The sequence below is a fragment of the Ruegeria sp. CDSA021 genome (assembly GCF_059612325.1).
The window spans coordinates 59,530-72,517 of the sequence record NZ_JBXWQJ010000009.1 but is presented as its reverse complement, the minus strand read 5'-3'; the positions used below and the strand labels follow the sequence as shown (position 1 = coordinate 72,517).

General features: G+C 56.0%; 12 protein-coding genes. 2 read left to right on the top strand and 10 right to left on the bottom strand.

Annotated elements, in window-relative coordinates; all coding sequences use genetic code 11:
* Positions 1–9: 9 nt before the first annotated feature.
* From AC2FLD_RS13415 to AC2FLD_RS13395, 5 genes are all read right to left on the bottom strand, one after another.
* Positions 10–900 (bottom strand): dihydrodipicolinate synthase family protein, encoded by an 891-nt coding sequence (locus tag AC2FLD_RS13415; protein WP_496671565.1) that lies wholly within the window; start codon positions 898–900, stop codon positions 10–12.
* 596 nt (positions 901–1,496) lie between these two features.
* Positions 1,497–2,726 (bottom strand): RNA polymerase sigma factor, encoded by a 1,230-nt coding sequence (locus tag AC2FLD_RS13410; RefSeq protein WP_496671563.1) that lies wholly within the window; start codon positions 2,724–2,726, stop codon positions 1,497–1,499.
* A gap of 3 nt (positions 2,727–2,729) precedes the next feature.
* Positions 2,730–3,089 carry a YciI family protein gene (locus tag AC2FLD_RS13405; protein WP_496671560.1) on the bottom strand — a complete coding sequence of 120 codons (360 nt, stop codon included), beginning with the start codon at positions 3,087–3,089 and terminating at the stop codon, positions 2,730–2,732.
* 151 nt (positions 3,090–3,240) lie between these two features.
* Positions 3,241–4,275, bottom strand: a complete 1,035-nt coding sequence (locus AC2FLD_RS13400; protein ID WP_496671557.1) for a proline racemase family protein — start codon at positions 4,273–4,275, stop codon at positions 3,241–3,243.
* 242 nt (positions 4,276–4,517) lie between these two features.
* Positions 4,518–4,964, bottom strand: a complete 447-nt coding sequence (locus tag AC2FLD_RS13395) for an Lrp/AsnC family transcriptional regulator (RefSeq protein ID WP_050604332.1) — start codon at positions 4,962–4,964, stop codon at positions 4,518–4,520.
* 129 nt (positions 4,965–5,093) lie between these two features.
* Between AC2FLD_RS13395 and ocd the strand changes: the two genes are divergently transcribed.
* Positions 5,094–6,143 carry an ornithine cyclodeaminase gene (gene ocd, locus AC2FLD_RS13390; protein WP_496671554.1) on the top strand — a complete coding sequence of 350 codons (1,050 nt, stop codon included), beginning with the start codon at positions 5,094–5,096 and terminating at the stop codon, positions 6,141–6,143.
* 23 nt (positions 6,144–6,166) lie between these two features.
* Positions 6,167–7,084 carry a citrulline utilization hydrolase CtlX gene (ctlX, locus tag AC2FLD_RS13385; protein WP_496671551.1) on the top strand — a complete coding sequence of 306 codons (918 nt, stop codon included), beginning with the start codon at positions 6,167–6,169 and terminating at the stop codon, positions 7,082–7,084.
* 76 nt (positions 7,085–7,160) lie between these two features.
* On the opposite strand, the gene AC2FLD_RS13380 is transcribed toward ctlX, so the two are convergent.
* Genes AC2FLD_RS13380 through AC2FLD_RS13360 form a run of 5 tightly spaced genes read right to left on the bottom strand, consistent with a single transcriptional unit; the run spans position 7,161 to position 12,919 of the window.
* Positions 7,161–8,168, bottom strand: a complete 1,008-nt coding sequence (locus AC2FLD_RS13380) for an Ldh family oxidoreductase (protein WP_496671549.1) — start codon at positions 8,166–8,168, stop codon at positions 7,161–7,163.
* Positions 8,169–8,180: 12 nt separating this feature from the next.
* Positions 8,181–8,810 (bottom strand): DUF3726 domain-containing protein, encoded by a 630-nt coding sequence (locus tag AC2FLD_RS13375; protein ID WP_496671546.1) that lies wholly within the window; start codon positions 8,808–8,810, stop codon positions 8,181–8,183.
* A complete protein-coding gene (locus tag AC2FLD_RS13370; RefSeq protein ID WP_496671543.1) occupies positions 8,807–10,495 on the bottom strand; it encodes a hypothetical protein in 1,689 nt (562 codons plus the stop codon). The genes AC2FLD_RS13375 and AC2FLD_RS13370 overlap by 4 nt, the downstream gene beginning before the upstream one ends.
* A 4-nt stretch (positions 10,496–10,499) precedes the next feature.
* Positions 10,500–11,474 carry a membrane dipeptidase gene (locus tag AC2FLD_RS13365; RefSeq protein WP_496671660.1) on the bottom strand — a complete coding sequence of 325 codons (975 nt, stop codon included), beginning with the start codon at positions 11,472–11,474 and terminating at the stop codon, positions 10,500–10,502.
* A complete protein-coding gene (locus AC2FLD_RS13360) occupies positions 11,474–12,919 on the bottom strand; it encodes an aldehyde dehydrogenase family protein (RefSeq protein ID WP_496671540.1) in 1,446 nt (481 codons plus the stop codon). The genes AC2FLD_RS13365 and AC2FLD_RS13360 overlap by 1 nt, the downstream gene beginning before the upstream one ends.
* Positions 12,920–12,988 lie beyond the last annotated feature (69 nt).

The following is a 12,988-nucleotide window of genomic DNA, read 5'->3' as shown; positions in this document are numbered from 1 at the left end:
GCCTGTGGCTTACATCGCCAAAATGGGCTTCATGGCCTCAGCAAACTCAGCCTTCTCAGCGTCAGTCAACGGCCCCAGAGGGGCGCGGCATTCGCCTACATTCAGCCCTTGCAACTCTGCACCGAACTTGATTTTCTGAACAAACTTGCCGCATTCCAGGATATTCATCGCACGGTAGAGCTTTTTCATCAGGTCCTTGGCATATGCCAATTCACCCGCTCTATACAGGCGGTCCAGTTCGCAACACGCCTTAGCCATGCAGTTCGACGGTCCGCAAATCCAACTATCGGCACCCCAGAACATAAAATCCAGGGCGATGTCGTCCGAACCGGATACCAACTGAATCTTGCCTTCGTAGCGCGAAGCGATATCGATCGCACGCTGCAACACGCCAGAGCTTTCCTTGATACCAATCACGCGGGGATTGTCGGCGAAATGGTCCATCAATTCAAAAGAGATATCGGCCCCGTCCTTAAGCGGATAGCTGTAAAGCACGATGTTCACGTCAACCTCGGCCAGAACCGCTTCGTAATGCGTGATCAGTTCTTCTTGCGTGGGGCGCGTGTAGAACGGTGGCGCCAGCAGCACATTGTCATACCCGATTTCCTTGGCCATCGCGGTCTGTTCGATCACCTCACGGGTCGCAGGCGCGTTGGTTCCGGCAATCAGAACCTCATCACCGCGGGCAAAATCCTTGACGAATTGCAGCACCTGACGGCGTTCTTCTGTCGACTGACTAAAGTATTCGCCGGTCGATCCGTTTGGAACCCAGCCTGTCACCCCCGCTTCGCGAAAATGGGTCAGCAGGTTTTCGAACGCCTTGAAATCAATCTTGTCATCAACCCCGAAGGGGGTGACAAGCGCAGGCATTACGCCTGAGAGTTTGACGTTAAAGCTCATTTGATCGCCCTTTTCCCTAGCATCTGAAGCAGTCACGCCGTTCTTTTGCCTGCCATTCTCTACCTGATTGGTAAGCTCAAGCAGGCTAAGGCTCAAGTCATAGAGTTTTTGGGAAAGGACCCCACCGCATGCGAGACCGCCAAAAACCCGATCTTGGTTGGTTGAGGCCGAAAAACCGACCGGGTCGCGCACTGTCACCACCCTGACACGTCAGGCCGAAGGGAAAGTGGAAACACTTGCGTCTCATGCGCCTAGTGAGCCATTGGGAAAACATGTTGCCTCAGGCTGTATTCCACACCAACCAACATGCTGAACTGACTCGGTTGAGGCAGTTTCTGCTAGATATCATTCCTTTGGAAAGAACCCGTACTGAAGCGGATGATTTTGATCAACGGCATCGGCGCAGGTTGCATGAGGACGGGTGGTGTTGCCAGCCATGTGGTCAGCTAACGGCGGCAGCCAACCCTCTCAAGATCCTTAGAGGTTTGACAGGCACCGTTTTCAGACAAAGCTGCGTCTTTGGCTCTGAACTACTTCGCGTCCAATTGAGGGGGTCGAAAACTCTCCGATGGTGTTGCACCTGAAAACGCGCGCTTTCAGATGGTGATGGCTTGCACCTTCCGGCTCAGGAACTTTCGCGATGCATCATTTGGTGCCAGTCGAATGGCTGTCTGATAAACCGTGTGCGCTTCCGAAGTGCGTCCAAGCTTTTCCAGAATATGCGCGCGGGCCGCATACCAGGGCTGAAAGTTGCTTAGACTTGACTGCAACTCGTCGAGCCTCTGCAACGCAAGTTCAGCTTGTCCAGTTTCGGCAAGAACCACTGCCCAGTTCAACGCGACAACAGGTGTTGGTTCGAACACCCAAAGCGACCCGTAGAGTAGCGCCATCTGCGGCCAATCGGGTGTGGGGCGCGCCATGTGGCAATCTGCGATGGCCGCCTTGATCTGAAACGGACCTGGCTGCAATTGCCTTACGGCATTTCCCAAGATCTTGCGGGCTTCTGCCACAATGTCTTCCGGCCAGAGACGATGATCCTGGTCTTCCACGGGCACGATAGCCCCGTGAACGTCAACTCGTGCAGGACGCCTTGCATCCGTTAACAACATAAGGGCCAGCGCGCCTTTGATTTCAGCCTCATTCGATCGAAGTTCATTCAAGAGGCGCGCCAGGAAGATACCTTCCTGGCACAGGTCCCGAGGCCCAGTGTCCTCGTTTACGTAGCCGGAAGTGAAAATCAGGTAGAGTGTCGATAAAACAGTTCCAAGGCGTGTGTCCCACTCTGCTGGCTCCGGAACCGCGAAACATAGCCCTTTGGACTTGATTTTCGCCTTGGCCCTAGACAGGCGTTGTCCCATTGTTTGTTCGGAATCAAGAAAAGCGGCTGCGATTTCTCGAGTGGTCAGGCCGCAAACTGTTCGCAGTGTAAGGGCGACTCTGGATTTTTCTTCTAGCGTGGGGTGGCAACATGCGAAGATCAGACGAAGACGTTCGTCGGGAATAATCTGAGGTGTTTTGCTTTCAGCATCAGCCAGTTCCTCGATACGTATCACGTCCGATTTCCTTAGTTCCCGTTGTCTGTCTCGGATAAGATCGATCCCTTTGCGGAAACTAACCTTCATCAACCAAGCAACCGGATCATGAGGAGGCCCGGATCGACCCCAATGCTTGAGGGCGGAAACGGACGCTTCCTGCAATGCGTCCTCTGCCAGCTGGAAATCACCGAGCCGTGTAAACAGCCCAGCCAACAGCCGCCCCCTGTTCTGGCGCATCACGTGCTCAACCAATCGGTTGACTGCAATAGCTTTGGGGGCGGCGTTCTTCATCGCTTAACCTGCCTGATTGAAATCCAACAGTGGCCGAACTTCGACAGTGCCAAAATGGGCGATGGGAATTGACGCGGCGTATTTCAATGCGGTGTCCAGGTCCGGGACATCCAAGACATAGTACCCGCCCAAGTGCTCGCGGGTTTCGGCAAAGGGGCCATCCATCGTTTCAACCTGGCCGGATTTGATCCGCAACGAGGTTGCCGTCTCGGTCCCCTGCAAACCTTCACCCCCTATGAATACACCGTCATTCACCATGGTTTCACTGACTGCAGCAAAACTGGCCATCATTTCATCAAATTCCGGGGTCCCGTAAGCAGGTTCTTTGTCGGGCGCTGCGTAGAGCAATAGCATGTATTTCATTGTGAATTTCCTTTCATCATTCGGTTCACACCTCAAGGACGTCAATGCGGATCGATTTTCGACATGGCGTAGGAATTTTTTCATCTTCATCATTACTTCAAAATGCGCAGGAAACTTGGGGTCTGGGACAATCGGACCGCAGGTGATTGACCTAAAGCTCGTGGGCGTACGGTCCCCAGGTGTCGCCCAGTATGAAACCTTTTGGGAAAGGATCGGTTGGGTCCAGCCCAATCTGCGACACCCCATAAATCCACGCGCTGCCGGTGATGTTGGGCAGAATAGCCGGATCGCCGCTAGATAGCGTTTTCGCGCCTTTGTGCTCGACCCGGAATTCCGACCCGATAATCGAACGTGTAACAAGGACATCGCCAGATTTGACCTCACCCTTTGCGTCCATCACTGCCAGCTGCGCTGAACTGCCGGTCCCGCATGGAGAACGATCCAGCCGCCCCGGCTTCATGGTCGTGCAGGTGCGAATGGCCCCATCCTCTTCACGTTGGCGGAACATCACGTAAGCCAAGTTATTCAGGTCCGGGTTTTCAGGGTGTCGCACAGCCACGTGCTGTTCGAATTGGGTTTTCAGGTAAGTTCCGGCATCGACAAGCTGTGTTGCGTTGTCAGGATCAATCCGAAAGCCCAGCTGTTCCACATCCACCAGCGCGTAAAAGACACCGCCAAAAGCGATATCTGCGGACACACGGCCAAAGCGTTCAGTGTCGATGGCGACGTCGAGATCCTGAACAAAGGCCGGCGTCATATCCAGCGCGACTTTTTCGCAACGCCCATCAAGGCATGTGGCGTTCGCCGTCACCAGACCGGCCGGGGTGTCAAGCCGCACAATATTCTGCCCCTCTTGCATCGGCAGAATGCCGGTCTCTAGAAGAACAGTCGTGACGCAGATCGCGTTGGATCCGGACATCGGATGTGCCCTGTCGGCCTGAAGGACGATCAAACCCGCATCTGCATCGGGCCGCAGTGGCGGCATCAGCAAATTGACGGACATAGGCGCAGACCCTCGTGGCTCCATCGTCAACAAGCGGCGCAGGCTGTCATCGGTATTATTGATATAGTTCATCCGATCCAGCATCGTCGCGCCCGGAATCTCAAGCACTTGCGATGTCACAACCTTCCCGATCTCGCCTCCGCAGTGAGCATCAACAATCTGAAGTGTCTTTTTCCATTTCATTGTTCATGTCCCTCTGAAGCGCGATAGAAAAGGGTAGCGGGTCGATTTCTGATGTGTTGCCAAGCACACGATCACAAATCAAGCATCGCGGATACAAGGACCAACGTCACGTGCAACTATTCATGGCCAATTATGGAAAGCGTTACGGTTTGCGGTTTTGCAAGGAAACTAACCGCTAAGCTGGATCAGATGAGCAGCCTTTGCTCTTCTTCCCAGCGCTAGAAATGGCTGACAACGGACAGTCAAACACTCGAAAGAAGCAGGCTTGTTTCACTGTTCGACACTCCGTCGATCATGCGAACTTCGCGCAAAACCCGATCAAAATCGTGCAACCTGGCAACCCTGACTTCCGCAACCAGATCCCAATTGCCGTTTGTCGTGTGCAACGTGAAGAGTTCGGGCATTCCACGCAGCGCCCGAATGACCTGACTGGTGGATTTTCCGATGACTTCGATCATCATGATCGCACGGATATAGTCTTCTTCATAATCTTCGCGAACGCGGGCCGTGAACCCCAGAAGCGCGCCCGTTTCCAGTAATCGGTCCATCCTGCTTTGAACCGTGGCCCGTGTCACACCAAGCACGTCCGCAAGCTTTGATACAGGTGCTCGACCGTCGCGACGAAGCAAAGAGATTAGTTTGCGGTCGAGGTCATCGTAGATGTGCTTGCTATGGCTTTGCTTTGTCATGTTTAGCTTTCTGCACAAAATTGCTTAGCATTTCGCTTAGTCGAGGGGGCTAATTTTAAGCAATTAGCTCATTTATTCAAAATTTCTTACAGAAGATAATGAAGAAAACCAAGATTCGAAAGTGCACCCATGACCAAACCGTCCCCATCCGAACTCGCATATGTTCCTTTCGTTAGTGTCGAAAACATGATGCGCCTTGTGCACAGCATCGGACTTGAGGCCATGCTGGAAGGAATTGCGTCTTACATTGAGGACGATTTCCGTCGTTGGGAAAAATTTGACAAAACCCCGCGCGTGGCAAGCCATTCGGAAGTTGGTGTGATCGAATTGATGCCGACTTCGGATGGCGAAGCGTATGGCTTCAAGTACGTCAATGGCCATCCGAAAAACACCAAAGAAGGTCTGCAAACCGTCACCGCCTTCGGTCTGCTTGCGGATGTCTATACAGGTTATCCGGTTCTGCTGACCGAGATGACGATTCTGACGGCGCTGCGTACCGCAGCAACATCTGCTATGGTTGCCAAGCATTTGGCCCCCAAGGGGGCACGCTGCATGGCGATGATCGGGAACGGCGCCCAGTCCGAATTCCAGGCCACCGCGATGAAAGTGCTCTGCGGTATCGACACTCTGCGCCTCTATGACGTCGACAGCAAGGCGACCGAGAAACTGGTCCGCAACCTTGAAGGGCGCGGGTTCAACATTAAGGCTTGTGAAACACCAGAAGACGCTATCGAGGGCGCTCAGGTCATCACCACCTGTACGGCTGACAAGCAAAACGCAACAATTCTGACCGACAACATGGTCGGCGCTGGTGTGCACATCAACGCCATCGGTGGCGACTGCCCCGGCAAAACCGAGTTGCACAAGGACATTTTGCTGCGCTCGGACGTTTTCGTGGAATATCCGCCGCAAACTCGTGTTGAGGGTGAGATTCAACAGATGCCAGAAGATTTCGGTGTGACAGAAATGTGGGAAGTCATCACCGGCGCCAAGCAAGGCCGGACCAGCGATCGTCAGATCACTCTGTTCGACGGTGTCGGCTTTGCGATCGAGGATTTCTCGGCCCTACGTTTCATCCGTGACCGCGTCAAAGATACGGAATTCTATCAAGACCTAGACATGTTGGCTGACCCGGACGATCCCCGCGATCTGTTCGGCATGTTGCTGCGCGCAAAGTAACGGACTGTTTGAAAGATCACCAAATGGAAAAGCCCAGCATTCAAGCCCCTTCTTCTGTGGTCATGATCCGTCCGCACCATTTTTCGGTGAATACGGAAACCGGCGACAACGTGTTCCAGGCAAGCCTGCCTTCAAGCAACAATATCGCCAAGCAGGCATATGACGAGGCAACACGGTCGGCGGAAATCGTGCGCCAGCACGGTGTACTTGTTCATGTATTCGAGGGAGACGACAACCGCACCCCAGACTGCGTTTTCCCCAACAACTGGTTTTCAACCCATGCTGGTGGACATGTCGCGATCTATCCGATGATGGCGCCGAACCGACGTCTGGAGCGTCGAACCGACGTGATCGAATTGCTCAAGCAAAAGTACCGAGTGCAGGATATCATCGATTACTCGGGGCTTGAGCAGGACAATCTGTTCCTTGAAGGTACCGGCGCCATGGTCATCGATCATGCCGAACGTGTTGCCTATGCAGTTGAATCTGATCGAACAAGCCCGATCCTGTTGGAGCGTTTCTGCACTCACTTCAACTATGAGCCGATGGCGTTCGCCGCAACTGATGCACAGGGTGTGGCAGTGTATCACACAAACGTTCTTATGTGCATCGGTACGGACTATGCGCTGATCGGTGCAGGCATGATCACTGACGAAAACCGCCGCAAAGAAATCGTCGAGCGTCTCGGGCAATCCGGCCGTGACGTGGTCGAACTCAGCCATGACCAGATCGAAGCCTTCGCTGGTAACGCGATTGAACTTCAGGGCAGAAACGGTCGAATTCTTGCTTTGTCACAAACAGCTTTTGATGCGTTGACGGAAGATCAGAAAATAATCATCGAAAAGAGCGCGGAACTCGTACCGCTTCCCATTCCGACAATCGAAATGGCCGGTGGTTCGGTACGCTGCACTATCGCAGGAATCCATTTGGCACGCCGGTGAATCCGACGTGCTTTTCGCCTTTGGCCTCAGTGGATTTCTATGCGTGTGGGCCCGCCAAACCCGTTTCGGACGCGCCCTACAAAAAGCTTTCGATCTTGGCCAGTGTTGCCTTGCTGACCGCGACGCCCGTTGTGCGGGCGGCCAACCGTTTGGCCCCGCGACCATCTCCGGGTAGATGAGCGCCTTCTTGAGAACGGATCGCCCCTACCAGAGCTGAAACGCCGTTTTCAAATCCACCAGAGGCCGTCGCATCAGGATCAATCGCTATGAAAAATTGGCCTGTTTTCGGTGGACCACCCGCCGTTCCGGAAAATGGTGACGCGTTGATGCCCAATGTGGCACCGGTCAGCGCTGCGGCCAAAAGCTCGACGGTCAAAGCAACGCCAACGCCCTTGTACCCGCCCGACGGTGCCATCGACCCTTTCAAACCAATTTCCGGGTCGGTTGTGGGATTACCCTCTGCATCCAGTGCCCACCCGACAGGGATCGGCTTGCCTTCGCGGGCATGTTTCATGACCTCGCTTTTGGCAATGGTGCTGGCGCTTTGGTCGATCAAAAGGGCGGGTTCGCCATCGACTCCGGGCGCTGCGATGGAAAAGGGGTTGGTGCCAACCACGGGCTTCGATCCCCCGGAAGGTGCAATCGAGGCAGGGGCATTGGTAAATCCCAGACCCACCAGCCCAGCCTGGGCCAGCCGATAGGTGTGGTAGCCCAAAACGCCACAGTTATAGCTGTTTTTGATGGCCAGCACCGCAACACCCTGTTCTCGAGCCGCCGGGATCAGGGCCTCGAACCCTGCGTCGATAGCCGAATGGGCAAAGCCTGTTGCGGCGTCAACCGCCACCAAGCCGGGTTTTGGGCGCGACAGAACCGGAACCGCCTTCCCATCGACCTTGCCGCATTGCACATGCTCGCAATAAATCGGGATATAGGCCAGCCCGTGACTTGCAACGCCATCGGCTTCGGTTGCCGCCGTGGCCTGCGCCAGCGGGCGGGCATTTTCTTCGGATGTCCCTGCGGCAACCAGCGCGCGGAAGGACAGGTCTTCGATCTCAGCAAGGGTCAGGGTTTGTGTATCGGTCACTTTGGCATCTCTTCAATCATTGTCAGAAAGCCCGGACCCTGCACCCAGCAGGCGGGATTCTTCGGTTGCGGGGGCATAGGTGCGGTGGGCAAAGCGGTTCAGTACGCCCCAATCCTGTGGGTCAGGACAAGCGCGCGCATTTTGTTTACGAGGGGTAGTAAGCGCCCCCCCATGTGTAACCACAACCTTGTGGACCGTCTCGGGCAAACTGTCCGGGGCCACAAGCCGTTCCCCGTCCGTCATCATTTGCGCACCGTCGATCTCGATCGTCAGCACCTCTTTCAAAAGGCGAGCTGCATGGCACGCAAACGGCAGCAACAAAGCGGGCGCGGCGACATTCCGCATCTCTACCGGGCCCGTTTTCAACAAGTGGGCGGCATCAGACAACAAAGGCCCCGCGGATAATGGACACAACGCTCCTTCACTCAGCCAGAGACGATCAATCCGCCCGGGACGATGCGCCGCCGGGTCCGAGGCCAGCCCCTGCTCCAACAGCCCTGCCAAAACCCCGGCCCCGTCCATTCCCTGCGCGCACAGCCAGCGGGCCGCCTTCGACGCCTCTTCAGCCTGCCCCCAGGAATAGCCCGCGCCACGTGTCGCGCGTTTGGCGGTCGCTTCCATCTCGTTAAGTGAAAAATTCATGTTGGTTCCTGCGGGTAGACCCAGAGATCCGCGCTTTCTGAAGTCAGCTCTTCCGGATACGGCGCACCGGAATACATGCAGATACGAACCCATCGATCTGAGCGGGGGTCAAAATGGGTCGCGCCAAAGAAAGAAAGCTTTGCCCGCAGCATGTCGATGGGCAGCACCTTAGACCCAATTGTGTTGTCCCGGATCTCGCCGTAAGGCGCGGAGGTGGTCATTTGAATACGCCGGATCGTATGGCGATGTTCCGGGTGGTGCAGCAGGAATTCGGCCACGGGTTTCGTGTCTTCCCAACCCTGCAGCGCGTCATAGACAGCCGCTGCATCCCGTGCCGGGGCCAGAGGTTGTTCATAGTCTGAAATGGGTTCATCAAACCGTTCGCCCATGCGGGGTTCCAGCTTTTCCTCCGACACGTACCAGGCCCGGGCGCAGTTCTCGCGGGCTTCCCAATCCAGGTCTAAAGCCCAGGCGTATGTTTCCCGGATCAGGTCGCAGACCTTCCCGATGAGCATGGTCCCATCGATCACAAACGCCTGCGTGCAGCTGTCTGCCATGCAAGAGGTCAGCCCATCCACAAGATCGCCATAAGGCTCCAGGATCAACGACGCCAGAAACTCCTGACCTTCTTCGCTAAGCTTGGTTTCTGACCAGCTCATCACCCGATTCCAAGGGCTGCTTCCCCTCAGGTCGTTGTGGCGCAAGTACTCGGCAATCAAATGCAGGTCCGCGTTTAGTTCTTCAAGTTTACCAATCTGGATAGGATGCTCGGACCGCCACCACGACATCGACAACTGGCTGCGTTCAAAGACATCCCGGAACTGAGAGATCTCAGTCGTACTGGCCACTTCCACAGACCGAACCCGTGCTATCGCCTCTTCCCGCACCATGATCCAGTTGTTGAACAGAACCGGGTGGTTGACGATGAAGGGCGCCATGCCAAGACCGGTGGAGTTACCAATGCCAAGCCAGCGGGCAATCTCGGGGTCCAAAGTCGCGGCCTGGCCGCAGCCTTTGACATTTGCCATATGCTGCACCAGATCACGTACAAACGTCCGGGTCAGGAAGACCGAAAGCATCTCAACCTGAAATGGGGCCTGAGTCTCGGACCGGTCTGCAACTTTCTCCCGATCTGCCGCGCCAAATTTGCCCGAGCCATAGACAGCAGTCGTACGCATCAGGTACCCGACCTGATAGATCTGCTCCACATCCGGCTGATGCCCTGCGGCCAGAGACTCCACAACATGATCCCAAAGGCGAACCGAGCGATTGGCGCGGGACAAGGACAACTCGCTCTCGCACACCCGTCCGGCCTCTTGCAGAGGTACGTTTTGAGAAAGGCGTTCGATATCAGCCTCGGTCGGAATACCGTCGAACAAGGCAAAAGTGGCATCCCACGCCTCGGCAATCACGCGGTCCGAGCGTTGTTCCGGTGGTAGGTCATGTGCGAAGGCAACCAGAGAGTACGCCCGGTCCGGCCCTTGAGCGGTATAGACCGCCCGACCGACGCCATTGGTGTCAATGTCGAAGACAGGCCGCGTGAATGACCAGTTTTCACTGGCCATTCGGCGGGTCAACTGCCGCATGAAACTCAGCCGACACTGATGCAACGACCCCAGCCGCGACAGCCGCATAACGGTGGCCGGGTCTCGCCTTTCAATCTGTGTCTGCGCTTGAGTGTCCATCCGACTACCCCTGAGCACCGAAGTTCTCAGCAAAGAACCTATACCAGTTTCCGCCCATGATACCCGCCACTTCTTCATCGTTCAGGCCGGTCGCACGCAATCCCTCTTCAAGGTTTCCAAAATCCCGATTGTCCCGAAACCAGGACGGCATCGGGGGGAATCCGGGGTTACTTGCCGACCCCTCGCCATAGTCGATCTGCTTCGACCAACGGCCAACCCGCATCCATTCGACGACACTGTCGGGCTGATCCTGACACAGATCCGTGCCGATCCCGAGATGTTTCGCTCCGAATCGCTCAGCGGTCCGCGCAATCATCTCGCAGAAGCTTTCAAGGGTGCAGCCCGACTTGTCTTTCAAGTGATGAGGATAGACCGAAAATCCCAGCATCCCACCGTTTTCAGTCACCGCTCGGATTACCGTGTCGCGCTTGTTGCGAAGGGCAGGGGCCCAATCAAACGGGTTTGCGTGGGTAATCGCAATCGGACGCTCGGACAACTCGGCCGCCTCGATGGTGGAACGGTCGGCTGAATGGCTCATGTCAACAACAAGCCCGACCCGGTTCATCTCTTTGATCACCTGACGCCCCATGCGGGTGATCCCGGTGTCTTCGGCTTCGTAACATCCCGTCGCCAACAGCGATTGATTGTTATAGGTCAGCTGCATGAACCGCGCGCCCAGCGTATGGACGATTTCGACCAACCCAATGTCATCTTCGATGGGCGATGGGTTCTGAAACCCAAAGAACACCGCCGTGCGCCCTGTTGCCCGAGCGGTGTCGATATCGCTGGCCCACAGCCCTTTCATGATCAGATCCGGGTATTGTTCGAACCAGCGGTTCCACTTTTCAAAGTTCAGAACAGTTTCGCGGAAATTCTCGTGATAGGCGATGGTGACATGGATCGCGTCCACGCCTCCTTCGCGCAATTGCCGAAAAATCTTCTCGGACCAATTGGCGTATTGCAGACCATCTATCCGCATCACACTGGCTTTCCCGCGCTGATATATGCGGTTTTGACCGTTGTATAGAACTCGGCCGCGGCCTTGCCCTGTTCACGTGGGCCGTAAGAACTGTCGCCGCGTCCGCCAAAAGGCACGTGATAGTCGGTGCCCGCCGTCGGCAGGTTCACAGTCACGACCCCGGTGCGCGCGTTGCGCCGGAAATGCGTGGCGCGGGCCAGGCTTTGCGTGACGATGCCCGAGGTCAAACCGAAATTGGTGTCATTCACGGTTGCGAGCGCTTCATCGTAGCTGTCGACCTTGATCACCGAGGTCAGCGGCGCGAACATCTCTTCCCGGTTGATACGCATGTCGTTGGTCGTGTTCAGGAACACGCCGGGGCTCATGTAGTACCCATCATGCGGCATTTCCAAACGCTGCCCACCACAGGCCAGTTCCGCCCCTTCGGATTTGCCCAGATCGACATAAGCCAGGTTGTCGGCCAATTGCTGTGCGCTGACGACAGGCCCCATCTGTGTCCCCTCTTCCAGCGCGTGACCGACTTTCATCGCCTGTGCACCAGCCACCAGTTTCTCGACAAATGCGTCATGCACAGCAGCATGAACCACCAGCCGCGACGAGGCGGTGCATTTCTGACCGGTTCCCCCAAACGCACCGCCCAACGCCAACGAAACTGCAAGGTCAAGATCGGCGTCGTCCATCACGGCAAGCGCGTTTTTCGATCCCATCTCCATCTGCACCTTAGTCAGGTTCTGGATGGCCGCCGCTGCAATGCCCTTACCCACTGGCACCGACCCAGTGAACGAAATGGCGTTAACCTTGGGGCTTTCCACCAGCCGTTGTCCAATGGACCGACCCGAGCCCATGACAAGGCTGAACAAGCCCTCGGGAATGTCCTGACGGTTGATGATCTCGGCCAGGGCCACCGCAGAGGCAGGTGTAATGTTGGCCGGTTTCCAGACCACTGCATTGCCGTAACACAGCGCCGGGGCAATCTTCCACGAGGCTGTTGCGGTCGGGAAATTCCACGGGCTGATGACGGCGACAACCCCAACCGCCTCGCGGCGCACGTCAATCTCAATGTCAGGACGCACGGAATCCGCGTTCTCTCCAACCTGGCGCAGGCATTCAGCGGCATAGTAGGTGAAGAACTGCCCAGCGCGATAGACCTCGCCCTTCCCTTCTGCAAGCGGCTTGCCCTCTTCCCGGCTGAGCAAATTGCCCAACTCTTCGGCGCGGGTCATCAGCTCATTGCCAATGTTCATCAACACGGCCTGCTTGCGTTCGAGCCCATAGGCTGCCCATTCGGCTTGCGCGATGCGCGCCTGATCCAGTGTCGCCTCCAGCTGATCCGCGCTGGCTTGCGCGAAATGGCCAACCAGGTCGCTCAGGTCCGAAGGATTACGGTTTTCAATCTCGCTTTCGCCGGCAAGCCATTCGCCAGCAATCAGGTTCAGGTTGGTCACGGTTTGCCCCAAGATAAAAGAAGTTGAGGCCAGAATGGACTTCTTACGCGATATCAGTCAAATTCAATT